22 protein-coding genes and 1 pseudogene are annotated in these 25537 nt (G+C 65.0%); 13 read left to right on the top strand and 10 right to left on the bottom strand.

Features of this window, described 5'->3' with window-relative positions; all coding sequences use genetic code 11:
• Nucleotides 1–2 precede the first annotated feature (2 nt).
• Nucleotides 3–1988 carry an SDR family oxidoreductase gene (locus tag CAP37_RS15510; protein ID WP_086125144.1) on the bottom strand — a complete coding sequence of 662 codons (1986 nt, stop codon included), beginning with the start codon at nt 1986–1988 and terminating at the stop codon, nt 3–5.
• A gap of 225 nt (nt 1989–2213) precedes the next feature.
• Here CAP37_RS15510 and CAP37_RS15505 point away from each other — a divergent pair, with 225 nt between their 5' ends.
• From CAP37_RS15505 to CAP37_RS15490, 4 genes are all read left to right on the top strand, one after another.
• Entirely contained in the window at nt 2214–2747 is a 534-nt protein-coding gene (locus tag CAP37_RS15505; RefSeq protein ID WP_086125143.1) for a phasin family protein, read from the top strand.
• A gap of 118 nt (nt 2748–2865) precedes the next feature.
• Complete coding sequence (locus tag CAP37_RS15500; RefSeq protein ID WP_306297835.1) at nt 2866–4131, top strand: patatin-like phospholipase family protein; 1266 nt, start codon at nt 2866–2868, stop codon at nt 4129–4131.
• 9 nt (nt 4132–4140) lie between these two features.
• A complete protein-coding gene (locus CAP37_RS15495; RefSeq protein ID WP_086125142.1) occupies nt 4141–4800 on the top strand; it encodes a TetR/AcrR family transcriptional regulator in 660 nt (219 codons plus the stop codon).
• A 22-nt stretch (nt 4801–4822) separates the two neighbouring features.
• A complete protein-coding gene (locus CAP37_RS15490; protein WP_086125141.1) occupies nt 4823–5596 on the top strand; it encodes a hypothetical protein in 774 nt (257 codons plus the stop codon).
• Here CAP37_RS15490 and CAP37_RS15485 read toward each other — a convergent pair.
• From CAP37_RS15485 to CAP37_RS15475, 3 genes are all read right to left on the bottom strand, one after another.
• Nucleotides 5560–6690 (bottom strand): M14 family metallopeptidase, encoded by a 1131-nt coding sequence (locus CAP37_RS15485; protein ID WP_086125547.1) that lies wholly within the window; start codon nt 6688–6690, stop codon nt 5560–5562. The two genes, CAP37_RS15490 and CAP37_RS15485, sit on opposite strands and share 37 nt — an antisense overlap.
• Complete coding sequence (locus CAP37_RS15480; protein ID WP_086125140.1) at nt 6687–7904, bottom strand: M20 aminoacylase family protein; 1218 nt, start codon at nt 7902–7904, stop codon at nt 6687–6689. The genes CAP37_RS15485 and CAP37_RS15480 overlap by 4 nt, the downstream gene beginning before the upstream one ends.
• A 133-nt stretch (nt 7905–8037) precedes the next feature.
• The gene (locus CAP37_RS15475; RefSeq protein ID WP_086125139.1) at nt 8038–9189 is read right to left on the bottom strand and encodes an ABC transporter substrate-binding protein; all 1152 of its coding nucleotides are present in this window, start codon (nt 9187–9189) and stop codon (nt 8038–8040) included.
• A gap of 196 nt (nt 9190–9385) precedes the next feature.
• Between CAP37_RS15475 and CAP37_RS15470 the strand changes: the two genes are divergently transcribed.
• The 3 genes from CAP37_RS15470 to CAP37_RS15460 are packed head-to-tail and all read left to right on the top strand — an operon-like array spanning nt 9386 to nt 12874.
• Entirely contained in the window at nt 9386–11440 is a 2055-nt protein-coding gene (locus CAP37_RS15470; protein ID WP_086125138.1) for a molybdopterin-dependent oxidoreductase, read from the top strand.
• Nucleotides 11440–12531, top strand: a complete 1092-nt coding sequence (locus CAP37_RS15465; protein ID WP_086125137.1) for an aminopeptidase — start codon at nt 11440–11442, stop codon at nt 12529–12531. Before CAP37_RS15470 ends, CAP37_RS15465 begins: the two co-directional genes overlap by 1 nt.
• A 19-nt stretch (nt 12532–12550) precedes the next feature.
• The gene (locus CAP37_RS15460; protein ID WP_086125136.1) at nt 12551–12874 is read left to right on the top strand and encodes a polyhydroxyalkanoic acid system family protein; all 324 of its coding nucleotides are present in this window, start codon (nt 12551–12553) and stop codon (nt 12872–12874) included.
• Between the two features lie 30 nt (nt 12875–12904).
• Here CAP37_RS15460 and CAP37_RS15455 read toward each other — a convergent pair whose 3' ends face one another.
• Nucleotides 12905–13159 carry an acyl-CoA-binding protein gene (locus tag CAP37_RS15455; RefSeq protein WP_086125135.1) on the bottom strand — a complete coding sequence of 85 codons (255 nt, stop codon included), beginning with the start codon at nt 13157–13159 and terminating at the stop codon, nt 12905–12907.
• Between the two features lie 288 nt (nt 13160–13447).
• Here CAP37_RS15455 and CAP37_RS15450 point away from each other — a divergent pair, with 288 nt between their 5' ends.
• Nucleotides 13448–14887, top strand: coding sequence for a wax ester/triacylglycerol synthase family O-acyltransferase (locus CAP37_RS15450; RefSeq protein ID WP_086125546.1), 1440 nt, complete (start codon nt 13448–13450; stop codon nt 14885–14887).
• A gap of 4 nt (nt 14888–14891) precedes the next feature.
• Here the strand turns inward: CAP37_RS15450 and CAP37_RS15445 are convergent, their stop codons facing one another.
• Nucleotides 14892–15662, bottom strand: coding sequence for a type III pantothenate kinase (locus CAP37_RS15445; RefSeq protein WP_086125134.1), 771 nt, complete (start codon nt 15660–15662; stop codon nt 14892–14894).
• A 173-nt stretch (nt 15663–15835) separates the two neighbouring features.
• On the bottom strand, nt 15836–16504 hold the full coding sequence (locus CAP37_RS15440; RefSeq protein WP_086125133.1) for a helix-turn-helix transcriptional regulator: 669 nt from the start codon (nt 16502–16504) through the stop codon (nt 15836–15838).
• Between the two features lie 312 nt (nt 16505–16816).
• Between CAP37_RS15440 and CAP37_RS15435 the strand changes: the two genes are divergently transcribed.
• Nucleotides 16817–17923, top strand: coding sequence for a sensor histidine kinase KdpD (locus tag CAP37_RS15435; protein WP_256927022.1), 1107 nt, complete (start codon nt 16817–16819; stop codon nt 17921–17923).
• A gap of 7 nt (nt 17924–17930) precedes the next feature.
• Nucleotides 17931–18917 (top strand): response regulator, encoded by a 987-nt coding sequence (locus CAP37_RS15430; RefSeq protein ID WP_143435956.1) that lies wholly within the window; start codon nt 17931–17933, stop codon nt 18915–18917.
• Here CAP37_RS15430 and cqsA read toward each other — a convergent pair.
• The 3 genes and pseudogenes from cqsA to CAP37_RS22195 all read right to left on the bottom strand — a co-directional run.
• Nucleotides 18914–20170: an alpha-hydroxyketone-type quorum-sensing autoinducer synthase gene (gene cqsA, locus CAP37_RS15425; RefSeq protein ID WP_086125130.1), complete on the bottom strand. Its 1257-nt coding sequence runs from the start codon at nt 20168–20170 to the stop codon at nt 18914–18916. The genes CAP37_RS15430 and cqsA overlap by 4 nt on opposite strands.
• Nucleotides 20171–20338: 168 nt before the next feature.
• On the bottom strand, nt 20339–20758 hold the full coding sequence (locus CAP37_RS22075) for a rhodanese-like domain-containing protein (RefSeq protein ID WP_256927042.1): 420 nt from the start codon (nt 20756–20758) through the stop codon (nt 20339–20341).
• Nucleotides 20759–20962: 204 nt separating this feature from the next.
• Nucleotides 20963–21463 (bottom strand): annotated as a pseudogene (locus tag CAP37_RS22195) (MBL fold metallo-hydrolase); the annotation flags it as partial.
• A gap of 250 nt (nt 21464–21713) precedes the next feature.
• Here CAP37_RS22195 and CAP37_RS15415 point away from each other — a divergent pair.
• Genes CAP37_RS15415 through CAP37_RS15405 form a run of 3 tightly spaced genes read left to right on the top strand, consistent with a single transcriptional unit; the run spans nt 21714 to nt 25534 of the window.
• Nucleotides 21714–22832 carry a TRAP transporter substrate-binding protein gene (locus tag CAP37_RS15415; protein WP_086125129.1) on the top strand — a complete coding sequence of 373 codons (1119 nt, stop codon included), beginning with the start codon at nt 21714–21716 and terminating at the stop codon, nt 22830–22832.
• 60 nt (nt 22833–22892) lie between these two features.
• A complete protein-coding gene (locus CAP37_RS15410; RefSeq protein ID WP_086125128.1) occupies nt 22893–23510 on the top strand; it encodes a TRAP transporter small permease subunit in 618 nt (205 codons plus the stop codon).
• Nucleotides 23510–25534, top strand: a complete 2025-nt coding sequence (locus CAP37_RS15405; protein WP_086125127.1) for a TRAP transporter large permease subunit — start codon at nt 23510–23512, stop codon at nt 25532–25534. The genes CAP37_RS15410 and CAP37_RS15405 overlap by 1 nt, the downstream gene beginning before the upstream one ends.
• Nucleotides 25535–25537 lie beyond the last annotated feature (3 nt).

The following is a 25537-nucleotide window of genomic DNA, read 5'->3' as shown; positions in this document are numbered from 1 at the left end:
CGTCAGAAGTGAATGCCCCGCATCATCTGCTGCATCGCCACCGCTTCGGCCGACAACTGTGGCTTGGCGCCCTTCTCGCCCTTGGCCGCCGAAGAGTCGGGGAACATGCGGAAGCTGGTGTTCATCACGATCTGCGCCACGCGCGGCACCATGGCGTGCATCATCTGGCCCGTCACACCCAGGCGGGTGGCGATGCGCACGGGCTTGAAGATGCAGGCCTGCGCAATCATGTCGGCGGCCTCCTCGGGCGCGAGCGTGGGCACGTTCTGGTAGATCTTGGTGGGCGCGATCATGGGCGTGCGCACCAGCGGCATGTTGATGGTGGTGAAGCTGATGCCCTGGTCGGCAAACTCACTGCTGGCACATCGCGTCCACGCGTCGAGCGCCGCCTTGCTGGCCACGTAGGCCGAGAATCGCGGTGCGTTTGTCAGCACGCCGATGGAGCTGATGTTCACCACATGGCCCTTGCGCTTGGCCACCATGCCGGGCAGCAAGCCCATGGTCACACGCAGGCAACCGAAGTAGTTGAGCTGCATGGTGCGCTCGAAATCGTGGAAGCGGTCGTAGCTGCCTTCAATGGCGCGGCGGATCGAGCGGCCCGCGTTGTTGATAAGGAAATCGACACCGCCGTGGTTCTGGATCAGCACCTGAACGAAGCGGTCGGCATCGGCCATGTCGGCGATGTCGGCCGGATAAGCGATGAACTGGTAGCCCTTCTCCTTCGCCTCCTTGCAGGCTTCGTCGAGCTTGTCCTGGTCGCGACCGCAGATGAGGGTGATGGCCCCCGCCTCCGCGAACTTGTGCGCTGCCGCCAGGCCAATGCCCGAGCTGCCACCAGTGACGAGCACCACCTTGCCCGCTACAGTGCCCTTCAGGCTGCGATCAATGTGCAGGTCGGGGTCGAGGTGTCGCTCCCAGTAGTCCCACAGGCGCCAGGCGTAATCCTTGAAATTCGGGCAGGCGATGCCGCTGCCCTTGAGTGCGGCCAGCGTCTCACGGCAGTCGAAGCGCGTGGGGTAGTTGACGAAGGTCATCATGTCCTCGGGCAGCCCGAGGTCCTGCATGATGGCCTTGTAGACGCGACGCACCGGTGCGAGCGCCATCAGACCCTTTTTCACGCTCTTCGGAATGAAGCCCATCAGCGCAGCGTTGACGAAGAGGTTCATCTTGGGCGCGTGGGCTGCCTTGCTGAGGATGTCGAGCACGTCGCCCACGCGGTAGCCCATGGGGTCGACCAGGTGGAAGCAGGCGCCGCTGCTGCGCTTCTGGTGGCTGATGTGGTCCAGCGAATCGACCACGAAATCGACCGGCACGATGTTGATGCGGCCACCCTCCAGGCCCACACTCGGCATCCACGGCGGCAGGATCTGGCGCATGCGCTGGATCAGCTTGAAGAAGTAGTAAGGCCCGTCGATCTTGTCCATCTCGCCGGTGGCCGAATCGCCAACCACGGCAGCCGGCCGGTACACGCTCCAGGGCACCTTGCATTCCTCGCGCACGATCTTTTCGCTCTCGTGCTTGGTCATGAAGTACGGGTGCTCGTAGTTCTCGGCCTCGTCAAACATGTCTTCGCGGAACACGCCTTCGTAGAGGCCCGCCGCAGCGATGGAGGAGACATGGTGGAAGTGGCCCGCACCGATGGCTTTGGCGAACTCCACCGTGTTGCGCGTGCCGTCCACATTCACCGCGATCTGGCTTTCCTCGTCGGCCTCCAGGTCATAGACGGCCGCGAGGTGGTGGAAATGATCGATCTGCCCCTTGAGTGCTTTCGTGTCCTCGGCCGACACACCCAGCTTCTTGCTGGTGAGGTCACCGAACACCGGTACCGCTCGCGCCGCGCTCACGCCCCAGTACTCGCGCAACGCCGCCACCTTGCCTTCGCTTTCCCTGCGGATCAGGAAGTGCACCACCGCCCCCTTGCGCTGCAGCAGCTTGCCCACGAGCCGCTTGCCAATGAAGCCGGTGGCACCGGTGACGAAATAATGCATGGGGGATCTCCTGAGCGTTGAAGGTTCTGAACGAAAGGCTGACAACAGCCCGCCATTCTTCACCATGAGCCCAGCGCTGCCTTCCGCAAAAACCCGCGTGAGGCGAGACCCACAACGAGATCGTTTAGTCGCGCGCCCCTACACAGGCGCACAACACGGGCCGTACAGTGCCCGAACGCCGTGGCACTGCCACTCCCCTTCACCCGTCCCCTCTCAGGAGCCTCCATGGTCAAGAAAATCCAGAAATCCGGCAGTAGCAGCACCTCTTCTTCCGCATCCGGCTCGCCCCTCTCGGGCGCCATCAAGGACTCCGCACAACAGATCTGGCTGGCCGGCCTGGGCGCATTCTCCAAGGCCCAGGAAGAAGGCGGCAAGGCATTCGAGTCGCTGGTCAAGGAAGGCATGTCGATCCAGCGCAAGACCCAGGCCGTGGCCGAAGAGCGCATTTCCGAAGCCACCAGCCGCGTCACCAGCATGGCCACCGACATTTCGTCCAAGGCCGCTGGCCAGTGGGACAAGCTGGAGAACATCTTTGAAGAGCGCGTGGCCAAGGCGCTGAACAAGCTGGGCGTGCCGTCCGCGCGCGATGTGGAAGCACTGATCGAGCGCATCGACGCGCTCAACCAGCACGTGCAACGCCTGAGCACCAAGGGCAGCACCAAAGCGCCCGCCAAGAGCGCGCCCCGCAAGGCCGCACCGGCGAAGAAGGCGCCCGCGAAGGCCGCGCGCAAGACCAGCCGCAGCACCAAGGCTGCGTGACCGGAATCAAGCCCTGGCAGGCATGAAAAAAAGGGGCGCTTGACGCCCCTTTTTTGCGCCCGCTCCACATGCTGCAACGCAGCATGTTTTCAGACCTCCGCCGTCTACACTCGATCGCATGACCATGTCCCGATCCTCGGGCCGCAAGGCCGCTTCCAGCCCACGCGCACGGAAAACGGGCCGCCCCCGCATTGCGCTCGCGCTGGCGGGCGGCGGGCCTCTCGGTGCGATCTACGAAATCGGCGCGCTGTGCGCGCTCGACGACGGTCTGGTCGGCCTCGACCTCAACGATTGCGACCACTATGTCGGCGTGTCCGCGGGTGGCTTCATTGCCGCGGGCCTGGCCAATGGCATCCGGCCGCGCCAGCTGTGCGAAGCCTTCATTGAAGACCGCCCGAGCGAAGACAACTTCGATCCTTCTTGGTTGCTCAAACCAGCCTGGGGTGAATTTGGCTCGCGGCTGCGCCGCCTGCCCGGCTTGCTGCGCGATGCCACCTGGGACTGGGCGGTGAAAGGCAAAACCTTCACCAACGCCTTCGAGCGCATGGGCGCGGCACTGCCCACCGGTGTGCTGGACAACGAGGGCATTCATCGACAGATCGAGCGCCTGTTCAGCCAGCCCGGGCGCACCAACGATTTTCGCGAGCTGCGCACCCGCCTCACCCTGGTGGCCACGCAGCTCGACACCGGCGAGGCCGCGCCCTTCGGCCGTCCCGGTTGGGACCACGTGCCGATCTCGCGCGCCATTCAGGCCAGCGCGGCATTGCCCGGTCTTTTCCCGCCGGTGGAGATCCGAGGCCAGCACTATGTGGACGGCGCACTCAAGAAAACGCTGCACGCCACGGTGGCCCTGGACGATGGAGCCGAACTGCTTCTGTGCCTGAACCCGCTGGTGCCGTTTCACACCAGCCCGAGCCTGCGCGATGGCCGGCGCATTCCGTCGCTGGTCGATGGCGGTTTTCCGGCGGTCATGAGCCAGACCTTCCGCTCCATGATCCACTCGCGCCTGGCGCTGGGTCTCAAGCACTACGAACGCGCCTACCCGGGCAGCGACATTCTGTTGCTCGAACCCGACCAGCGCGACGCCACCCTGTTCTTCGCGAACACCTTCAGCTACCGCCAGCGCCGCGAGATCGCCGAGCACGCCTACCAGGAGACGCGGCGCATGCTGCTGGCGCGCCAGCAAGAGCTGGCGCCCATGCTGGCGCGCCACGGCGTCGCGCTCGACGTGCAAGCGCTGCAGGACCCCGAGCGGCACCTGCTGCAGAACCGACCCACGCCGGTGCACAGCGCGCTCGCGAACCGCGTGCACGCCACGCTGGACCAGCTGCAACACCAACTGGAACGCGCCGCACGCCCTGTGCCAGGCCCGGCCCGCCGCTGAGCACAGCGAATGGCCAAGAAAGCCCCTCGTCGCACTGCAGAGCGCATCCTCGAGGTGACGCTGGAGCTGTTCAACCGCTTCGGCGAACCCAATGTGTCGACCACGTTGATCTCGGCCGAGCTCGGCATCAGTCCCGGCAACCTGTACTACCACTACCCGGCCAAGGACGAGTTGATCAACTCGCTCTTTGAACGCTACGAGCGCGCGCTGGGCGAACTGCTGGGCGCGAGCGAGGGGGTGCGCAACGTCGAGGACGCGTGGTTCTTCCTGCATTCGCTGTTCGAGCTGATCTGGCAATACCGCTTTCTGTACCGCGATCTGAACGACCTGCTGTCGAAGAACCGACTGCTGGAGACACGCTTCCAGGCGGTGCTGAAGAACAAGACGCGTGCGATCCGCCATGTACTCGACGGCATGAGCCGCCATGGCGCGGTGAACATCGACAGCCGCGAAGTGGAGCCCACAGCCACCAGCATGGTGGTGGTGCTCACCTACTGGCTGAGCTTCGAGTACGTACGGGACCCGCGCCATGCGCTCGAACCCGAAAACGCGCAGCAAGCCCTGATGCGTGGCGCGTGGCATGTGCTGAACCTGCTCACGCCCTACCTGGAAGCGGCGCAGCGACAGCACCTGCAGAAAATCACCGGAGCCTATGGCTCCCCACCCTGAGCCGGAACCATGAGGAGACATGATGACCGAGTGGACCGCCTACGCTTCCCTGGGCAACAAACCGTTTGATACCGCGCGCCTCCAGGCGCTGTGGGGCCGGCTGCACAAGGGTGACGCCGAGCCCTGGCCCGAGGACCCCGCGCTGCAACAGGCCTGGGTGCTGTTCCACAACGGCGAGTTCCAGCGCGCCGCTGAAGCGGGCCTCGCGCTGGGCGATGCAGGCCAGAACGTGGCGAACAAGGCCACCGCCATTCACGCCAACTACGTCGAGCGCCGCGAGGCCGCACGCCATGACCTGCTGCTGGAAACCGCTGCACGCGCCGAGAAGCTGCAACACCACCAGCCGGACAACCCTGGCGCGTGGTTCTGGCAGGCCTACGCACTGGGCCGCTACAGCCAGGGCATCAGCGTGGCCAAGGCGCTCACGCAGGGGCTCGGCGTGCGCATCAAGACCGCGCTGGAAACCACCATACAGCGATGCCCGCAACACGCCGACGCTCATCTGGCACTGGCCTCCTTCCACGCCGAAGTGATCGACAAGGTGGGCCACATGGTCGGCGGCATGACCTACGGCGCGAACAAGACGACCGGGCTCGCCCTGTACGAAACGGCCATGTCCCTGAACCCGGACTCGGCCGTGACGCTGACCGAGTACGCCAATGGCCTGGTGATGCTGGAGGGCGAGAAGCGCCTGGCAGAAGCCACGGCTCTGCTGGACCGCGCCGCGGCGATGGAGCCGCTGGACGCGATGGAACGGCTCTACGTGGCCTCGGCCCGGGTCGCGCTGGAGGGCTGAGCGGCCAGGCCGTCGATGGCCTGGAACATCGACTGGCGCGCCTGCGTCACGATCTGCGCCTTCCATTCGTCGGTGTCGGTGTAGAACGCCGCCAGAATGCGCTGCTTGATGGCGGTGCGCAATTCGGACGGCGCCTCAGGATGCAGGTGCAGCCAATGGTCGGCGCGCAAGGCATCAATCACTTCGGTGATCGGCACGGTGCCGTATTCCATGGCGATGCCGGTGTATTCGGCCTGCGGGCATTCTTCGTAAGCCGCGCTCCACATGAGGCCGGTCAACAGGGCCGATGTCGACGAGCCGTCGTAGATGGAGGTGACGGGTGTCTTGCCGCCGCCACCCCACCAGGCGCGAGCCCGTGCCAGCGCCACCTTGTCGTCGCGACAGGCGCAGATGCGTTCGCCCACGCCGCTTGCACCCAGACCTGTGTGCAGGTCGATCCAGGCCAGCTGGCGCGCCGCCTGCCCGTGCTGACGCAGCACCTTGCGCAGGGTCTGGTTGCTCCAGGTGGGCGCCGTGCCGCCGAAGAACAGGCCATCGGCGTGCGAGTGCTGGCCTTGCGACACCGCCGCCTGGTAGCGCTGCAGGCCATGCGTCTGGATGTAGGCATCAATGGCGGCCTGGTTCTCCGCACCGGGCGGCCACTGGTCGGGCAGCAACAGGTGGTGGATTTCGGCGTAGGCGGGGTTGCCAGGCAGCGGCTGGCTGAAGTCCTGAAAGTTGCGGTTCAGGTCCACGTTTTCGTTCGTGACGCGGCGCACCCACGAAAAGCCGTGCGGGTTGAGCGCATGGATGTAGAGCACGGCCACGCCCGCGCTGCGAGCGTGCTCGCGCCAATCCGCGTCGTGCGCGGCAAACACCTGCACGCCAGAGCCGCAGTAACCCTCGACCCCGTGACAGGCGCTGCTGACGACGAGCAGGCGCTCGGCATCGGGCGATCCGTCGAGCGCAACGTCCATCGCCAGGGTCTCGCCATCGCGCCCGGGCAGCGGGTGGTTGTGACTGGAAATGGCCATGCCGGCCGCAGCGGCGCCTTCGAGAAACTTGATCCGGGCGCTGGCGTAGGAAGAAGAAAAAGCAGCCTGTGGCGAGATCATGCCGCGCCCCCGGTGCGCGGCTGGCCGAGCCATTTCTCGGCCAGCCGCACCCAGTAGGTGGCACCCAGCGGGATCAGGTCGTCGTTGAAGTCGTAGCTGGGGTTGTGCAGCATGCAGGGGCCGTCGCCGTGGCCCATTTCGCGGTGGGCGCCGTCGCCGTTGGCGATGAAGGCGTAGCAACCGGGCCGTGCTTGCAGCATGTAGGCGAAGTCCTCGGCGCCCATGGTGGGTTCCTGCTCCACCACGCGATCGGCGCCCACAATCTCGGCCATCACCTCGCGCGCAAACGCGGTTTCAGCGGCGTGGTTGATGGTGGGTGGGTAGTTGCGCTTGAACTTGAATTCGACCGTGGCGCCGAAGGCGGCGCAGGTGTGTTCGGCGATCTCCTGCATGCGGCGTTCGATCAGGTCGAGCACCTCGTAGGTGAACGTGCGCACCGTGCCCTGGATTTCGCAACTGTCGGGCACCACGTTGGTGGCTTCACCGGTGTGAATCATCGTGACCGACACCACGCCCGCATCCACCGGCTTCTTGTTGCGCGAGATGATGGTCTGGAAGGCCATCACCATCTGGCAGGCCACCGGCACGGGATCGATCCCGTTGTGCGGCAGCGCGGCGTGCGAACCCTTGCCGCGAATGGTGATGTGGAATTCGTTGCTCGACGCCATCACCGGGCCCGCGCTGGCGGCAAACGTACCCACCGCCATGCCGGGCCAGTTGTGCATACCGAAGGCGGCTTCCACAGGGAATTTCTCGAACAGGCCGTCCTTGATCATTTCGCGCGCGCCACCGCCACCTTCTTCAGCCGGCTGGAAGATGAGGTAAACCGTGCCGTCGAAGTTGCGGTGCTTCGCGAAGTGCTGGCCCGCCGCGAGCAGCATGGCGGTGTGCCCATCGTGCCCGCAGGCGTGCATCTTGCCGGCGTGCTTGCTGGCATGGTCGAAGGTGTTGTACTCCTGCATGGGCAGCGCATCCATGTCGGCACGCAGCCCGATCGCGCGGCCACAGGCGCCCCCATCGCGGCCGTGCACGATGCCCACCACACCGGTGGTGCCCATGCCACGGTGCACGGGAATGCCCCAGTCGGTGAGTTTTTGCGCCACCACATCGGCGGTGCGCACTTCCTGAAAGCACAGCTCGGGGTGGGCGTGGATGTCGCGGCGCACGGCGGCAATGCCCGCGGCCTGGGTGAGGATGGAGTCGATCAGTTTCATGGGCACCTCTGAGCGCCCTGGCCGGGCACAGCAATTTCAAAGGGTCCATGGTAGCGAAGACCCGCTGGCGCAACGGCCTCACGGGCGACAACCAGGGGCGGGCAGGGGCTTTACCCGACACGCCCGAGGGGATTCAGCGACGGATGCGGCCGTCCTCGGTCAGCAGGGTGAGCTCGACGAACTTCGAGCCGGTGTGTTTGTTGGGACCAAAGTCCACCGGGAAACCGCCCAGGTCCATGTTGCGCATGCTCTGGATGGCCGAGATGAAGGCATCTCGAGTGAGGCTGCGCCCCGCGCGGCCGACCGCCTCGGTGAACACCTTCGCCGCCACGAAACCTTCCATGCCCGAATAGTTGGCGGCACGCCCCTGCTTGGCCCGGACCGCGGCGAGGTACTCGCCCGAGATGCCGGTGACCGGCGTGTAGGGGAAAGGCATCACCTGGCTGACCACCACGCCCCTGGCGTCGGGACCGAGTTCGTCAAGCAGGGCCTGTGTGCCGACGAAGGACACGTTGTAGAAGTTGCCGACGAAGCCGCGCTTGCGCGCCTCGCGGATGAAGGCCGCACAGGATTTGTAAGCGCTGATCTGCACGATGGCCTCGGGGCGCTGGGCCATGATGTCGTTGACCGCCTTGGCCACGTCCACGGTGTTGCGCTCCACGGTCCCCAGCGCCGCTGGCTCCAGGCTCAAGGCCTTGAGCGCACGGCTCACCCCCTCCAGACCGGCCTTGCCATACGCATCGTTCTGGTAGAACACGGCGATTTTCTTGATGCCGGTGGAGGTGGTCTGTCGCACGATGGCGGCGGTCTCGTCGTAGTAGGACGCGCGCACATGAATGGCATAGCGGTTGAAGGGGTCGCGCAGCACCTCGGCGCCCGTGAAGGGGGCGAAGAACGGCACCTTGGCTTCGGTGGCCAGCGGCAGGGCGACCACGCTGGTGGGCGTGCCGATGTACCCGAAGAGCGCGAACACGCCCTCGCCGATCAGCTGTTTCGTGTTGGCCGCGCAGCGCTCGGGTTCGTAGCCATCGTCCAGCCGCCGCAACTCGATGCGCCGGCCGTTGACACCACCTCGCTGGTTCAGCGCCTCGAAGTACAGCTGCGCGCCCAGATGGAATTGCAGGCCCAGTTGTTCGGCTGCGCCGCTGAAGGGAGCAGATTGCCCCAGCAGAATGCGGTTGTCGCTCACGCCGGCCGATTGCGCGTGGGCAGATGTCGCCACGCTGGCCAATGCGTGCAGGCCGGCAATCTGGCCCGCGTATCCGAGTAGGTCTCTGCGTCGCATCGTTGGGTCACTCCGTGTGGTGTTGTCTTGGGCTGATGGGCAGCGTATGCGATTTCCCTCCTATCGGCAAAGGTATTTCTGCTCACAAATCGCGCAGGTCCCGACGCTCATCCCCGCAAAGAATCCGTCCGTCGCCTGGGTCCGTTTTCAGGTGTCCGTATCATCTCCTTCACACCCCACATCAGACCTTGACACCATGAACTCCGCGACCGCGATCGAAGCCGCTCTCCAGGTGCGTGGCGCCTGTCCGCACGACTGCCCCGACACCTGCGCTTTCATCACCACGGTGGAAGACGGCGTGGCGGTTCGCGTGCAAGGCAACCCCGATCACCGGCACACCGATGGCGCTCTGTGCACCAAGGTTTCGCGCTACACCGAGCGCACCTACCACCCCGAGCGCCTGGTGCAACCGCTGCGGCGCAGCGGCCCCAAAGGCAGTGGTCGTTTCGAGCCGGTGGACTGGGACACGGCGCTGGACGACATTGCCGCTCGACTCACCTCCATCGCGGCGCGCGAGCCGCAGGCCATCGTGCCCTACAGCTACGCCGGCACCATGGGGCAGGTGCAGGGCGAGGCCATGGCGGGTCGGTTCTTCCACCGGCTCGGGGCCTCGTTCCTCGACCGCACCATCTGCTCTTCGGCCGGGGGCGAGGCTCTGCTGCAGACGCTGGGCGGCAAGCTGGGCATGAAGGTGGAGCATTTCGCACAATCGAAACTCATCCTGATCTGGGGCAGCAATTCCATCGGCAGCAACCTGCACTTCTGGCGCCTGGCGCAACAGGCCAAGCGCGACGGCGCGCGGCTGGTGTGCATCGATCCGCGACGCACCGAAACCGCCGACAAGTGCCACGAACACATCGCGCTGCGCCCCGGTACTGACGCGGCGCTCGCACTCGCGCTGATGCACCAGCTCATCACGCACGACTGGCTCGACCCCGACTACATTGAGCGCTACACGCTGGGCTGGGAAGGCCTGCGCGAGCGAGCGCTGCAGTGGCCGCCCGAGCGCGCAGCCGAAATCTGTGGCGTGCCGGTGCAGCAGATCGTGGACCTGGCGCGCGACTACGGCACCACCCAGCCGGCCGCCATCCGCCTGAACTACGGCATGCAGCGCGTGCGAGGCGGCGGCAACGCGGTGCGGGCCATCGCCTGCCTGCCGGCGCTGGTTGGCGCCTGGCGACATCCCGCGGGAGGCTTGCTGCTGTCGGCTTCGGGGCATTTCCCGGTGGACCGCGCGGCGCTGCAGCGCCCCGACCTGCTGGGCGAGCACCGCCCCCGCACCCTCAACATGATCACGGTGGGTGACGACTTGCTGCGGGAGTCCTCGCCCGAATTCGGCCCGAAGATCGAGGCCTTGATCGTCTACAACAGCAACCCCGTGGCAGTGGCGCCCGAGTCGGGCAAGGTGGTGCAGGGTTTTTTGCGCGAGGACCTGTTCACCGTGGTGCTCGAACACTTCCAGACCGACACCGCCGACCACGCCGACTACATCCTGCCGGCGACCACGCAGCTCGAGCACTGGGACATTCACACCAGCTACGGCCACACCGACGTGCTGCTCAATCGGCCCGCGATTGCCCCGGTGGGCCAGGCCCGCACCAACACCGACATCTTTCGGGCGCTGGCCGCGCGCATGGGGTTCAACGATCCCTGTTTCGCCGACGACGACCTCACACTGTGCCGCGCTGCTTTTGGCAAGGCGGTGGATTTCCAGCAGCTGCTGGACCAGGGATTTGCAACCCTGTCGGTCCCCGAGGCGCCGTTCGCGCAGGGCGGTTTTCCCACGCCCTCGGGCCGGTGTGAATTCCACAGCGCCCGGCTGGTCGCGCAGGGTCAGGACGGCCTGCCCGACCACCTGCCCAACTTCGAGACCCCCGGCAGCTCCGCGCACTTCCCGCTGGCCATGATTTCGCCGCCAGCGCGGAATTTCCTCAACTCCAGCTTCGTCAATGTGCAAAGCCTGCGCGACATCGAGGGCGAGCCCTTGCTGGAAATCCACGCCGATGACGCCGCACCGCGCGGCATTCTGAGCGGGCAGATGGTGCGGGTGTTCAACGACCGTGGTGAGTACCGTTGCAAGGCCAGCGTGTCGCGCCGGGCCCGGCCCGGTGTGGTCAATGGTTTGGGCATCTGGTGGCGCAAGCTGGGCTTTGACGGCACCAACGTGAATCAGCTCACCAGCCAGAAGCTCACCGACATGGGCCGTGGGCCGGTGTTCTATGACTGCCTGGTCGAGGTGGCGGCCGCCTGATGCGCGCTCGCCTCGCGTTGCTCACCATGGCGCTGCTGGCAGCGGGTTGCGCCAGCACCACGGGTGTGGGCTACTACTGGCAATCGGTCACCGGGCACCTGCGCATGATGCAAGCCGCGCGACCCGTGGCCCACTGGTTGGGCGATGCGCAGACACCAGCCGCGCTGAAGGAACGCCTCGCGCTGGCGCAGCGAATCCGGGCTTTCGCGGTCAGCGACCTGGCGCTGCCCGACAACGCCAGCTACCACCAGTACGCCGATCTGCAGCGCCGCGCTGCGGTCTACAACGTGGTGGCCGCGCCTGCACTCTCGCTCACGTTGCAGACCTGGTGCTTCCCGGTGGCCGGCTGCGTGGGCTACCGCGGCTATTTCAGCGAAGAAGACGCGCAAGACTTCGCCCGCAGCCTGGACGCTTCGCTGGAAGTCAACGTCTACCCGGTACCGGCGTACTCCACGCTGGGCTGGATGAACTGGGCAGGTGGCGACCCGCTGCTCAACACTTTCATCGGCTACCCGGAAGGCGAGCTCGCACGCCTCGTGTTCCACGAACTCGCCCACCAGGTGGTCTATGTGCGCAACGACACGGTGTTCAACGAATCCTTCGCCACCGCGGTCGAGCGGCTGGGTGGCGCGCGCTGGCTGCAGACCCGCGCGGGCCCACAGGCGCAGGCCGAATACACCCGATTCGACGAGCGCCGCCGCGCCTTCCGGGCCCTTACCGGCACGGTGCGCCTGCGTCTGCAGGCGCTCTACCGCGACGCCACGCTCGACAACGCGACCAAACTGCAACGCAAGGCGACGGTGATGAGCGATTTCCGCGGCGACTATGCGCGCCTTCGCAGCCAATGGGACGGCTTTGCGGGTTACGACAGCTTCGTGGCCCGCGCCAACAACGCCAGCTTTGCCGCTCAGGCCGCCTACGACGAACTGGTGCCGGGCTTCATGGCCCTGTTCGAACGCGAAGGCCGCGACTTTGCGCGGTTCTATGATGCGGTGCGTGTGCTGGCCGAGCGGCCCAAGGAAGAACGCCAACGAACTTTGCACGGACTGGCCGGCACCGCCGTGGCGAGCAGCGAGGCCGAGCGACCCTGAACCAAGAGGACGAGACAACATGGCAGACATCCACATCGAGCGCGATCACCAGCTGGGCATGAGCGGCGCGCGCAAGCTGGCCTGGCGTTGGGCCGAACAGGCCGAAAACGAGTTCGACATGAGTTGCACCTACGAAGAGGGCGACGACTGCGACGAGGTGCAGTTCACCCGCTCGGGCGTCAGTGGCACGCTCAAGGTGTCGGCCGAGCGTTTCGAGCTCGACGCCCGGTTGGGCTTTCTGCTCGGCGCGTTCAAGGACCGAATCGAAAGCGAAATCGTGAAGAACCTGGACGATCTGCTGGCGAAGAAGAAACCGGCGGCGAAAAAGAAGAAAGCCGGCTGAACAGCCGGCTCGGGCCTGCGCGCAGGCAGATCAGCTCAACGATTCAATCAGGTCGACGTACTGTTGCATGGCGCCGTCCTTGTCCGTGCCCTTCAAGCCGTTCCAGGCGTCCCACTTCGCGCGGCCCACCATGTCGCCAAAACCCGGCTTCTTCTCAGCGTTGTCGCCGGCGGTGGCCTGCTTGTAGAGCGCGTAGATCTTCAGCAAGGTGGCGTTGTCGGGCCGCTCGCTCAGGTTCTTGGAATTCGCCACGGCGGCTTCGAAACGGGACTTGAGATCGGCCATGAAGGTTGCTCCTGGTTTGAAGTGAAACGCCCGGCTCATCGCCGCCGGGCTTAGGGCTGTCCCGCTATCTTACGGGCTGGTCTGTCTGCACAATAGCCCCACAACCCCAAGACCAGCGGCACCGGCCAGCCAGCCGGTTCACGCACCCGAGGAGCATTCATGGTTCAACGCGTTGCCGCCGGCGGCGGCATTTCCGTGCGCAAGACCGCACCTCGCCCAGCCCGCTCGGGCCCCCTGCCCCTGGTCAAGCAGACACTCGCCACCACGCTCGGACTGGAAGGCGAGCGCATGAGCAAGGTCGACACGGCCTGGCTGCGCATGGACTCCCCTTCCAACCTCATGATGATCGTGGGCGTGTGGATTCTGCGCCCCGGCATCAGTGAAGCCGCCCTCAGCGAGCGCGTGCGCGAGCGGCTGCTGCCCTACCGGCGTTTCGTGCAAATTGCCCGCGAAGACGCCGCTGGCGCGCATTGGGCAGACGACACCGACTTTCAGCTTGAGCGCCATGTGGCCACTTACCAGCTGCATCGACGCAAGGGTCAGAGCGAACAAGAGGCGCTCCAGGAGCGGGTGGCCGAACTGGCCATGCAGCCGCTGGACCACGCCCACCCACTCTGGCGCTTTGAACTCATCGAACAGTACGGCGGTGGCTCGGCGCTGGTCGCGCGCATCCACCATTGCATTGCCGACGGCATTGCACTCATCAGCGTCATGATGAGTCTGGTCGATGGCGGGGGTGCGCCGCCCCAGCGCAAGAGCCGTCCGGCGGCCAAGTCGGGGCTGGAGGGCGCGGAAGACTGGCTGGCCGACACCCTGATCCGCCCGTTCGGCGACATCACGGCCAAGGCGTTGGAAGCGGCGGGCGGTGGGGCTGCAAAATCGCTCGCCATGCTGGCCGCCCCGCAGCAAAGCATGGGCAGCACGCTGGGCCAGGCGATGGAACTGGCGCGCATGGGCGGCCAGCTCGCGAGCGATCTGGCTGCGCTCGCGCTCATGCCAGACGACTCCCCCACCCGTCTGAAAGGCCAGCCGGGCACCGCCAAGCGCGTGGCCTGGTGCCAGCCCATTCCGCTTGACGAGGTCAAAGCCATCGGGAAGGCGCTCAACTGCTCGGTCAACGACGTGCTGCTGGGCTGCGTGGCGGGGGCCATCGGCGCCTACCTGCGCGACCTGGGCGACGACACCCAAGGCAAGGAAATTCGCGCCATGGTGCCCATCAACCTGCGACCGATGGAAGACGCCTGGAAGCTGGGTAACCGCTTTGGCCTGGTGCCGCTGGTGCTGCCCATCGGGGTGGACAACCCGATCGAGCGCGTGTTCACCGTGCGCTCCCGCATGAACAATCTCAAGGGCAGCCTGCAACCGCTGCTGACCTTCGGGCTGCTGTCCGTGGCCGGGCTGCTGATCAAGCCCGCGCAAGATGCCATGCTCGCCCTGTTCGGGCGCAAGACCACAGCCGTCATGACCAACGTGCCAGGGCCGGCCACCAAGCTCAAGGTCTGCGGGTCCACGCTGGAACAGACCATGTTCTGGGTGCCACAGACCGGCACCGTTGGCCTGGGCGTGTCGATCCTGAGCTACGGCGGTGGCGTGCAGTTCGGCGTGATCGCCGACACCACGCTGTGCCCGGACCCGCAAAAGATCATCGATCAGTTCGAGCCGGAGTTTGCAAGGCTGCTGACCGTGACCTTGATGCTGCCGTGGGGTGAAGCTGGGGCCAGGACCTGATTCCTCAGGCCATCGCGAGACGGCGGTCGGCGATCTCCAGCAAGCCGTCGAAGATCAGGCTCTCCACCAGTTCCACGGGCGTGGACATGCTCGGCGCCATCTTCCAGCCGGCGCCACCGGTCATGAAGCACACCGGCTCCTGGCCACAGTGACGGCGCAGGTTGTCGGCCATGCGTTCGACCGCGCCCGCAATGGCAAAGGTACCGCCGCTGGTCAGCGCGTCGCTGGTGTTGGTGGGGAAATCGCACACCTCGCCGGTCGGCACGTGCAGGCCTGCGGTGCCCGATTCGAGTGCCCGCAGCATGATGCCGTGTCCCGGCAGGATGATGCCGCCCAGGAAGCGTCCTTCGGTGTCGATGGCTTCCACCGTCACAGCCGTGCCCACCATGACCACAATGCAGGGTCGCGCCAGCCCTTTGGCCAGCAGGCGCTGACGTGCACCGATCATGGCCACCCAACGGTCTGAGCCCAGGCGGGCCGGATGGTCGTAGCCATTGGTCAGCCCGGCCTCTGCGCTGCTGGAAACGACCCACTGCGGCACCACGTCCCACAACTCGAGCTGCTCTTCGACCCGGCGCTTGACCGCATCACCCGCCACCACGCAGCCCAGCACCTTGTCGGGCGCGGGCAGGTCGTGCCAGTCACCCTCCTGCAGGGATTCGATGTTTTCAAGAAACTGCGCGCCGCTGGCAAGCAGTGAAGCTCCCACGCGGGGAGAGTCATACAGGGCCCACTTGAGGCGGGTGTTCCCTACATCGAGGGCCAAAAAAGTCATGCGCGGATTATGACCATGGGGTGACCGCGCCTTTGACGCGGTGCAACATGAATCTCTCTGGAGGACAGCAGCGGAATGTGGGCAAAGGCCAGCCGCCGGGCCGCCCCCAAGGCAGGCCCAGCCCCCCGGGGGGCAGCGACCCGCGCAGCGGCGGAGCGTGGGGGCACCTGTCCTTAGATGAGGCCGATCCAGCAGGCCCGTTGAACGGCGGCCAGTTTGTTGTCTGTCTGCAGCTTGGCCATGGCATTGGCCAGGTGGTAATTCACCGTGCGCTCGGAGCAATCCATGCGCTGCGCCGTTTCGCGCGCGGTCAACCCTTCAAAAGAAAGGTTGAGGCTTTCGAGTTCGCGCGGACTGAGCGCCACGCGCTGTTCGGCGATAGAACGGCGCAGCATGGGCCACACGTTGAATGCGGACCAGGCCAGTGCCGCGGCCTCGGAGCGATCGGCAAACGCCCGTGGACTGAACATGAAACATTCAAAAGCTCGACCGGCCGGCAGGCTGAAGGCCACGCGCACCAGCGTCTGGTAACCGTGGGCCAGCCACAAGCGGCGCCAGCGGCTCGATTGTTCGAAAGCCGATTTGGAAATATCCTGCCAGGCCACGAGGGGGGCATCGCTGTCGCGCCAGCCGGCACCGAAATCAACGCTCTCGGCAAGTGCCTGAGCCGGGCCCAGCAAGCGTGGTGGGTGCACCGCCAGCACTTCTCGCTGGTCGCGGCCACCGAGCGGATCGGGCCCGAGCACCAGCACCGCTTCCACGCCCTGCTCCCGAAGCGCACACAGCCAGTCGGCCAGAATGCCATCGAGGCCCACACTGTCAAAGTTGACAGGCAAGGTCATGGTTTGCAACACCCTGTTGCATAGACAATGCCATCTGGGTCAGGATGGGAGTTTCTATACGCGGCAGGTGTCCGACGAACGAAGGAGTGCATATTGTCTTTGGACCGGTTGTGGATGGTCAGCGCCAGAGCCCGACTATGGCGGTGGCTGCTGGACGAAGTTGTCCACGCCCCCATGGAGCCTATTCTGCACCCTTCCAGGAATCGGTTGTTGTGGATCGGCGCATTCACGTTCACCGGCCACCTCATCATCTACGGCATCTGGGGGCACTGGGTTCCACAACCTTATGAAAACGTATGGGCTCGCCTTCTTATGGCATTCCTGGCCCTGATTTACGTTCTGCCGAAGACCTGCAGAGACCCCACCTCCACCGAAAGCGGCCGTCTGTTCACCATTGCCACCTGGATTCAGCTGCCGTGGTTCTTCACCTGGATGTACTGGATGAATGGCGGCAACGCGGCCTGGGTGGCCAGCGTGGCGGCCATGATCCTGATCTATTACCACGCTACCGATTGGCGGCTGGCCACGCTCGGGTTGATATCGGGTGGTACAGCGGGATGGGTATCCGCTGAATTCCTCAGTGGCTCGACACACGCCATCGAACAACCCCTGGCCAATACCGTGGTGATCGTCTTCGCCTGGCTGATGGGTCTGATGCTCGGCTTCTCCAGTGCCAACCTGCGCCGCGCTCGCCTGCTCAACACCCTGAGCACCATGGGCGTGATGGCCCATGAACTGCGCACACCGCTGGCCACGGTCAACCTCATGGGCGACGTGCTGCGCAACCTGGTGCAGCACGATGTGCCGGAGGCCAAGCGCAAAAAACTCGACGAACTGGCCACGCGGCTGCAGAACCTGGTTCGCAGCATGAACCGGCAGATCGACACGCAGATCTCCAACGCGCAGCTCATGCGGCTGCCGCGAGAGCAGTCCGCCATCATGGCGGCCGAACTCGTTCAGGAGGTGGTGAACCAGTACCCTTACCGCTCTTCTCGCGAGCGCGACTGCGTGCAGGTGCACATACAGCACGATTTCTGCTTTCTTGCTTCGCGTCCGTTGTTCGCCCAAGTGCTGACCAACCTCATGAAGAACGCGCTGCATGCCCTTGCTGCCGCCAGCAACGCGCCCAGCCCGGGCGACTTGCGCGTTGATGTGGGCATCCATCACGGCAAAGGCCGGATCGCGGTGTCGGACGACGGCATCGGCATCACGCACGAACAGCAGCAGCGGATATTTGAACCCTTCTTCTCAACCCAGGCGGGCGCCGGGAATGGCCTGGGCCTGACCTTCTGCAAAAACGTGGTGGAGACGGCCCATGGCCGGCTCAGCGTGCACTCAGAACCCGGACTCGGCGCGGTCTTCATGATCGACCTGCCGCTCAACAACCCCGCCGACCCGACCGAGGTTGCACCAGGCTGACGACAACATGGCACTCACGATTTCACTTTTTCACCGACCGGGGGGAATTCTCTTCCTGGACGACGACACCGACTACCTCGAAATGCTTGGGATGGTCATTCCAGCCCACTGGCAGGTCGAGCTGTACTCCCGTCCTTCCGGCTTCTTCACGCGGATGCAGAACGAACCCGCGCGATGGGAGGCAGATGCGATGGCGCAGCTGCAGATGATTGAACGCTGGCGCCAGGGACAGCCGCTGTTGCCCCAGGTGCTGCGCTACTGGGCCATCAATGCCTCGCGCTACGAACTCGCCCAGACCTGCGTGGTCGACTACGCCATGCCGGGCACCGACGGACTGAAGGTCCTCAATACTTTGCTGGACTGGCCGGGCTCACGCGTGCTGCTCACCGGCCAGGCCGATGAACAGATCGCCATCCAGGCGTTCAACAACGGTCTGATCGACCAGTTCGTGCCCAAGCAGACCACCGACATCACCCGCCATTTGCTGGGGGTGCTGCGCAAGCTGTCGCAAACGCCACATCCGCGCCTGAACACCTTGTGGCGCGCCGCGCTGCGGCCGGCGCAGCAGTCCATGCTGCAGATTCCTTCGGTGGCGCAGGCCCTGCGCGCCTACACCGAGCAGCACTGGGTGGAATACGTGGTGCTGGGCGAGCCATTTGGCTTGATCGGCCTCGACTCCACGGGCCAGTGCCACTGGCTGCAGCTCGAACCCACGTCCAGCCTGCCCGATCTTGCCGAACTCGCTGGCTCGGCCGGGCTGGGCTTCGACGCGGTGCGCGCGGTGCGCGCCGGTCAGCGCCTGGCCGCTGTCGAGCTTCACCAGCAGATGGGATTGAGAGGGCCGGTGCGCACCGCCGTGTCGTTCCCGATCGGCGACGATGGCGTGCTCACCGCCGCTGTTTTCTCATTGAACGCCGACGACCTGCCCCAGCCCATTTATGCCTACCGGCATTTTCTGGAAGCCCAGGGCGGTCGAGCGGTTCACGACACTTAGGCCGCCATTTCCAGCGGACCCGCCTGAGCCCGAGCGCGGCGCGCGCACGGCCAGTCCCAGGGCTTGACAATCGGCGCCACCTCGCGCGCCACCGCCTCCAGGTGCAACAGCTCGGCCTCGGTGAGGGCCGAATTGAGGGTCAGGCGAACCAGGGCGCGTTTGCTGCTGGTGGCGGGCGCACAGAAGATGGCGCCAAACACCCCGCGGGTTTCCAGTTCGTCTCGCAAGCGCATGGTGTCGGGCTCGGTGCCGGCTTCCAGCGCAATGATCTGCTCGGTACCGTGGTGGATGGGGTAACCCAGGCCACTCAGGGTGTCTCGCACGCGGGCCGTGATGGTCTTGAGGCGCGCGCGCTCCACGTCGGCCTTCTGCAGCACCTCGACCGTGGCCTTGAGACCGGCGATTTCGTGGGGCAGCAGGCAGGAGCTGAAGATGTTGGGGAAACTGGAGCTCAGGATGTAGTAGCGCATGCTGGCGGGCGCGGTGAAAAACCCCGCGCGGCCTGCCACCGATTTGGCCAGGCTGGCAGAAATGAAGTGCACGCGATCGGTGACGCCGAGTTCGGCACACAGGCCGGCGCCCGACGGGCCATGGGTTCCCAAAGAGTGGGATTCGTCGACCAGGATCATGCTGCCGTGCTTTTCCACCACCTCCAGCATTTCTTCCAGCGGGCACACCGAGCCGGTGGTGCTGTAGACCGAGTCCACGACCACCACGCCGGGACCGTTCTTGGTCATCATTTTGTCCAGGTGGGCGGGGTCGTTGTGGCGGAACGCGTGGGCGGGTGCGCGCGCCGCGTGAGCGCCTTCCCAAAGCGAGGCGTGGGCCTGGGTATCGAGGTAAACGGGGGTGTTGGCGTCGGCGATGGACTGCAGCAGGCCGACGTTGGCCGAATAGCCCGACTGGCAGACGAAGGCGTCTTCCTTGCCCACCCACTCAGCCAGCGACATTTCCAGGGCACGCGTGGGGTGCTGCTGCAAGAGAAACACGCCGGACTGCACCACGAATTCGCTGCTGCGCGTGATGGCCTCCACCTGCGCCGCCACGATGCTGGGATGGCCCGTCACGCTGAGGTAGTCGTTTCCGTCCAGACGCACAGCGTTGGGGCCCGGGGAGGAGCCGTGAAGCACAAATTTGCCGCCCCATGGACCATTCCAGCGCGGCTTGAAGTCCTTTTCGATGCGTTGCAGCAAAGATTTGGCAAGCGGCGGTTCTTTTGAAATGGCTTCTCTGACCAATTCCAGCGTTCCCATGGAGTTCCCCTAACGATTAGAAAACCCCATTGAAAAAAGAAATCCGTGAAAAATCGCACAGACCCTGTCAGGATTGACAGGGGTTGTGACGCTTTCGACTCAAGTTTCGGCTGTTTCAGCCGACAGGCGGTGACGCAAAGCCGCAACAACGCGCGCGTGACATATGTCTCAGTTCTGCCGCCATGACAGTCCGCGCCGACGCCAGCCCCCTTTGTGACCTCGCTGGGCGTTGGAATCTGGGTCGCCTTCGAAGCCTTCCAGGATGTTGTAGGCCTCCAGTCCGAGCTCGGTGGCCCGCTTGGCCGCCGCTATGGACCGCACGCCGCTGCGGCACAGCAACACCAGCTTCTTTCCTGCCGCGGCCTCCCGGACCTGGCGGTCGAATTCCGGGTTCATGGCCATGCCGGGCCATTGTTTCCAGGCCACCGGCACCGCGCCGGGCACAAAGCCCACCCACTCCCGCTCGGCATCGGTGCGCACATCCACCAGCACCGCCTCGCCTGCCTGCACCCACTGCCAGGCCAGCTCGGGTGACACATCACCGGCGTAGCTGCCCTGGTGAGCACCCACAGCCGGGCTGGGCAACATCTGGAGCACGCCATCGGCGTCCTGGCGCAAGCCTGAACTCAGGTTGGCGGGCACAGCTTCATCAATGCGGCGCGGCTTGGGCAACTGCAGCGAGTCCATGATGGTCACGAACTCGGCCTCCGTCTTGCCCGCGATCCTGGCATTGCCCGCTTTCTCCTGTCCTATGGTTGAGAAGCTGCGGCCCTGGTAGTCGTGACCGGGCCACACGGTGGTGGCCTCTGGCAAGGCGAACAGCACCTGTGTGAGGCTGCGGTAGAGGTCTTTCGCGTCGCCGGACTGGAAGTCGGTTCGCCCGCAGCCGTTGATGAGCAGGGTGTCGCCGGTGAACACATGCTCCCGCCACAGGAAGCTCATGCTGCCGGCGGTGTGGCCCGGTGTGTGCAGCGCTTGCAGGACCTCGGCGCCGAATTTCAGGGTGTCGCCATGCTGAAGCTGCACACCAGCGGTGCCGATGCCGCAGCCCAGCGGCGCGGCGGTGCGCGCACCCGCCAGCTCGGCCAGCCGGCCAGCGCTGGTGATGTGGTCGGCATGGGCGTGCGTTTCCACGGTCCAGACCAGCTTGAGCCCGTATTCCTGAAGCGTGGCCAGATCGCGTTCGAGCTGCTCGTCGACGGGGTCGATGATGACCGCCTCGCGACTGAGCTGGTCGAACAACACATAGGTGTAAGTACTCGACGCGGGGTCGAACAACTGAATGGGTTTCATGGTGCGCTTGAGCAAGGGGCGGGGCGACCAGCATATCGGCAACTCGGTGCCGTGGGGCTGGGCAGGAGCATTGGAAATGCCGGGATTCAATATCAGATAGACAGATTCTTCAAGACGATGCGCGGGTATCCCCGGAGGTTCGCGCAGGCGAGGTCATCAAATTGACCGCTGGTCGGTGAAAACCCTGCGCGGTGTCGAGGGGCCAAGGGCGCATCATTCACTGCTCACCAACCTGTACTGGAGACAATCGATGTCAGAGAAAAAGACCGTCACTTCGCGCCGCGGCATGCTTAAGGGTGCCGCCGTCGCGGCTGGCGCCATGTCCGTGCCGATGATCGCAACCGCACAGACCACCTCGCTGCGCTTTCAGAGCACCTGGCCCTCCAAGGACATCTTCCACGAGTACGCCCAGGACTTCGCCAAGAAGGTCAACGACATGGCCGGCGGCAAGCTGAAGATCGAAGTGCTGCCTGCTGGTGCCGTGGTGCCCGCATTCCAGCTGCTCGAAGCCGTGGCCAAGGGCACGCTCGACGGCGGCCATGGTGTGGTGGCGTACCACTACGGCAAAAACTCCGCCCTGGCGCTCTGGGGCTCTGGCCCGGCCTATGGCATGGACCCCAACATGGTGCTGGCCTGGCACAACTATGGCGGCGGCAAGGCGCTGCTGGACGAGATCTACGCCAGCCTGAACCTGGACGTGACCTCCTACCTGTACGGTCCCATGCCCACGCAGCCGCTGGGCTGGTTCAAGAAGCCGGTGGCCAAGGTCGCCGACATGAAGGGCCTGAAGTTCCGCACCGTGGGCCTCGCGGTCGACGTGTTCACCAAGATGGGCACTGCCGTGAACCCGCTGCCGGGCGGTGAGATCGTGCCCGCGCTGGACCGCGGCCTGATCGACGCAGCCGAGTTCAACAACGCGTCTTCTGACCGCGTGCTGGGCTTCCCCGACGTGGCCAAGAACTGCATGCTGCAAAGCTTCCACCAGAGCGGTGAGCAGTTCGAGATCCTGTTCAACAAGACCAAGCTCAATGCGCTGCCCGCTGAAGTCAAGGCCATCGTCGACTACGCGGTGCAAGCCGCCAGCGCCGACATGAGCTGGAAGGCGATTCAGCGCAACTCGCAGGACTACATCGAGCTGAAGAAGGCCGGCGTGAAGTTCTACAAGACGCCCGATCCGATCCTTCGCGCGCAGCTCGCTGCGTGGGACGAGACGATTGCCGAGAAGGCCAAGACCAATCCGATCTTCCAGAAGGTGCTCGACTCGCAGAAGGCTTTCGCGCAGCGCGCCGGCCAATGGCAGAACGACTACATGGTCGACTTCAAGATGGCGTACAACCACTACTTCGGCAAGGGCGCGAAGAAGTCCTGATCCGGGCTTCCCATCGCTCGGGGCGCCTGCGGGCGCCCCTTTCTGTTTCTGGAAATTCAAATGCAAAAACTACTGCTGGCCGTTGACCGGTTGTCGACCTGGTTCGGGAAGGCGTGCGCCTGGAGCGTCATCGCACTCACGCTGCTCATCACCTGGGAGGTGTTCTCCCGTTACGTGCTCAACAACCCTCATGCCTGGGTGCTGGACGCCCAGATCATGTTGTACGGCGTGCTCTTCATGACCGCTGGTGCGTACACGCTGGCCAAGAGCGGCCACGTGCGCGGTGACGTGCTCTACGGGTTTTTCAGCCCACGCACCCAGGCCGGCTGGGATCTCGCCCTGTACATCGTGTTTTTCCTGCCCGGCATCATCGCCCTGACCTACGCGGGCTGGTTCTTCGCCAACGAATCGCTCGCCATTCGCGAACAGACCTTCAACGCGGACCCGCTGCCGATCTACCCGTTCAAGTTCGTGGTGCCGATCGCTGGCGCCTTCCTGTTGCTGCAGGGCATCGTGGAAATCATCCGCTGCATCATGTGTTTGCAGACCGGCGAATGGCCCAAGCGCGAGGAGGACGTGGAAGAAGTGGATGTGGACAAACTCAAGGAAATGGTGAACGTGAAAGACGCCGACATAGAAGCACTGGACAGCCTCGTGATCAAGAAAGGCGGCCAGTGATGCGGATACGCAAGGAACTCTGGTTCGGCTTCTCGCTGATGGCGCTGATTGGCGCCGCGGCCCTCACGATGGTGTTCAGCGTGGACACCATGACCAATGGGCACTACGGCCTGCTCATGCTCTCCCTGGTGGTCGTGGCCATCATGCTGGGCTTCCCCACTGCCTTCACCCTCATGGGCATGGGCATGATGTTCGCGTTCTTCGCCTACCACTCGGGGGACCAGACCGCGGGCGGCGCCATGAAGCAGACACTGGACCTGATGGTGCAGCGCGCGTTCTCGGTGATGGGCAATGACGTGCTGATCTCGATTCCGCTGTTCGTGTTCATGGGCTACCTCGTGGAGCGCGCCAACCTGATCGACAAGCTGTTCCGCAGCCTGCATCTGGCGCTGGCTCGGGTGCCTGGCTCGCTCGGCGTGGCCACGCTGGTGACCTGCGCGGTGTTCGCCACCGCCACCGGCATCGTCGGTGCGGTGGTCACGCTCATGGGGCTGCTGGCCCTGCCGCAGATGCTGCGGGCGGGCTACGACGTGCGCCTGTCCGCAGGCGTCATTACCGCCGGTGGCTGCCTGGGCATCCTGATCCCGCCATCGGTGCTGCTGATCGTGTACGGCGCCACGGCTGGCGTGTCGGTGGTGCAGCTGTACGCGGGCGCCTTCTTCCCCGGCATCATGCTGGCGGGCCTGTACATCCTGTACGTGATCATCATGGCCAAGATCAAGCCCGCCTGGGCGCCGCCGCTCACCGCAGCGCAGCGCTTCGTGCCGCTGCCTGCACCGTTGACGGCCATCGGCGCCACGGGTGATGGCTGGGCCGTCTCCAACCTGATCAAGGCCTTGAAGGGCAAGCGCAACCAGAGCGTGTCCACCGGCTACCTGCTGGGTCAGCTGGGCATCGCGTTGCTGCCCGCCATTCTGTTTGCGGCGGTGGCCGTGGCCAGCTACCAGAGCGCGACCACGGTGGTGCCGGTGGAAACCTACGAAGAGCTGCAGCCCATGGGCGCGGGCTCCAACGTGGATGAAGACAGCGGCAGCAGCGAAGGCGGCCTGGCCGAGCCACCCGCCGAAGAAGGCGGGCTGGCCGAGCCGCCCTCCGACGATGCCGTGGCCGAACCGCCGGGAGCAGAGGCCGAGGCCGTGGCTGAACCGCCCGGCGCCGAAAAGGAAGCCCCCGCTGCCGGGCAGCCGGCTGGTGCGGTGGCCGAGCCTGGCACTGCCACCACCACGGCGCCAGCTCCTGCGGCCCCTGGCGAGGCGGCGGCCACCACCAAACCCGCTTCCATGAGTTTCTGGATCGGGCTTGCCGTGGGCGCGCTGGCCATGGTGATCTTCTACGCCATCCTGAGCTTCACGCGGCTGGAGGTGTTCAAGATGCTGCTCTCGAGCTTCTTCCCGTTGCTCGTGCTGATTCTGTCGGTGCTCGGCTCCATTGTCTTCGGCCTCGCCACGCCCACGGAGGCGGCTGCGGTCGGCGCGTTTGGCGGCTTCCTGCTGGCGGCGGCCTATCGGCAGCTCACCTTCAGTGTGGTGAAGGAAAGTGTGTTCCTCACCGCCAAAACCAGTGCCATGGTGTGCTGGCTCTTCGTCGGCTCGGCCATTTTCTCGGCGGCGTTCGCGCTGCTGGGGGGGCAGGAACTGGTGGAGAACTGGGTGCTGGGCATGAACCTGAGCAAGACCGAGTTCCTGATCCTTTCGCAGGTGATCATCTTCATCCTGGGTTGGCCGCTGGAATGGACCGAGATCATCGTGATCTTCATGCCCATCTTCATCCCGCTGCTGGACAACTTCGGCGTGGATCCGCTGTTCTTCGGCCTGCTCGTGGCGCTGAACCTGCAGACCGCTTTCCTGAGCCCGCCGGTGGCCATGAGTGCGTTCTACCTGAAGGGGGTGAGTCCGCCGCACGTGACGCTGAACCAGATCTTCGCCGGCATGCTCCCCTTCATGGGCATCCAGATCCTGGCCATCGTGCTGCTGTACCAGTTCCCCGCCATCGGCATGTGGCTGCCACAGGTGCTCTACCGCTGATCC

The sequence above is a fragment of the Hydrogenophaga sp. IBVHS1 genome, from assembly GCF_002127265.1.
Lineage (GTDB): Bacteria > Pseudomonadota > Gammaproteobacteria > Burkholderiales > Burkholderiaceae_C > Hydrogenophaga.
This window is presented reverse-complemented; position numbering and strand designations above follow the sequence as displayed.

Excerpts from the sequence above, each read along its gene's own strand:
- CAP37_RS15510 (WP_086125144.1), bottom strand. The coding sequence starts at position 1,988 with ATGCATTATTTCGTCACCGGTGCCACCGGCTTCATTGGCAAGCGGCTC.
- CAP37_RS15505 (WP_086125143.1), top strand. The coding sequence starts at position 2,214 with ATGGTCAAGAAAATCCAGAAATCCGGCAGTAGCAGCACCTCTTCTTCC.
- CAP37_RS15500 (WP_306297835.1), top strand. The coding sequence starts at position 2,866 with ATGACCATGTCCCGATCCTCGGGCCGCAAGGCCGCTTCCAGCCCACGC.
- CAP37_RS15495 (WP_086125142.1), top strand. The coding sequence starts at position 4,141 with ATGGCCAAGAAAGCCCCTCGTCGCACTGCAGAGCGCATCCTCGAGGTG.
- CAP37_RS15490 (WP_086125141.1), top strand. The coding sequence starts at position 4,823 with ATGACCGAGTGGACCGCCTACGCTTCCCTGGGCAACAAACCGTTTGAT.
- CAP37_RS15485 (WP_086125547.1), bottom strand. The coding sequence starts at position 6,690 with ATGATCTCGCCACAGGCTGCTTTTTCTTCTTCCTACGCCAGCGCCCGG.
- CAP37_RS15480 (WP_086125140.1), bottom strand. The coding sequence starts at position 7,904 with ATGAAACTGATCGACTCCATCCTCACCCAGGCCGCGGGCATTGCCGCC.
- CAP37_RS15475 (WP_086125139.1), bottom strand. The coding sequence starts at position 9,189 with ATGCGACGCAGAGACCTACTCGGATACGCGGGCCAGATTGCCGGCCTG.
- CAP37_RS15470 (WP_086125138.1), top strand. The coding sequence starts at position 9,386 with ATGAACTCCGCGACCGCGATCGAAGCCGCTCTCCAGGTGCGTGGCGCC.
- CAP37_RS15465 (WP_086125137.1), top strand. The coding sequence starts at position 11,440 with ATGCGCGCTCGCCTCGCGTTGCTCACCATGGCGCTGCTGGCAGCGGGT.
- CAP37_RS15460 (WP_086125136.1), top strand. The coding sequence starts at position 12,551 with ATGGCAGACATCCACATCGAGCGCGATCACCAGCTGGGCATGAGCGGC.
- CAP37_RS15455 (WP_086125135.1), bottom strand. The coding sequence starts at position 13,159 with ATGGCCGATCTCAAGTCCCGTTTCGAAGCCGCCGTGGCGAATTCCAAG.
- CAP37_RS15450 (WP_086125546.1), top strand. The coding sequence starts at position 13,448 with ATGAGCAAGGTCGACACGGCCTGGCTGCGCATGGACTCCCCTTCCAAC.
- CAP37_RS15445 (WP_086125134.1), bottom strand. The coding sequence starts at position 15,662 with ATGACTTTTTTGGCCCTCGATGTAGGGAACACCCGCCTCAAGTGGGCC.
- CAP37_RS15440 (WP_086125133.1), bottom strand. The coding sequence starts at position 16,504 with ATGACCTTGCCTGTCAACTTTGACAGTGTGGGCCTCGATGGCATTCTG.
- CAP37_RS15435 (WP_256927022.1), top strand. The coding sequence starts at position 16,817 with ATGGCATTCCTGGCCCTGATTTACGTTCTGCCGAAGACCTGCAGAGAC.
- CAP37_RS15430 (WP_143435956.1), top strand. The coding sequence starts at position 17,931 with ATGGCACTCACGATTTCACTTTTTCACCGACCGGGGGGAATTCTCTTC.
- cqsA (WP_086125130.1), bottom strand. The coding sequence starts at position 20,170 with ATGGGAACGCTGGAATTGGTCAGAGAAGCCATTTCAAAAGAACCGCCG.
- CAP37_RS22075 (WP_256927042.1), bottom strand. The coding sequence starts at position 20,758 with ATGTTGCCCAGCCCGGCTGTGGGTGCTCACCAGGGCAGCTACGCCGGT.
- CAP37_RS15415 (WP_086125129.1), top strand. The coding sequence starts at position 21,714 with ATGTCAGAGAAAAAGACCGTCACTTCGCGCCGCGGCATGCTTAAGGGT.
- CAP37_RS15410 (WP_086125128.1), top strand. The coding sequence starts at position 22,893 with ATGCAAAAACTACTGCTGGCCGTTGACCGGTTGTCGACCTGGTTCGGG.
- CAP37_RS15405 (WP_086125127.1), top strand. The coding sequence starts at position 23,510 with ATGCGGATACGCAAGGAACTCTGGTTCGGCTTCTCGCTGATGGCGCTG.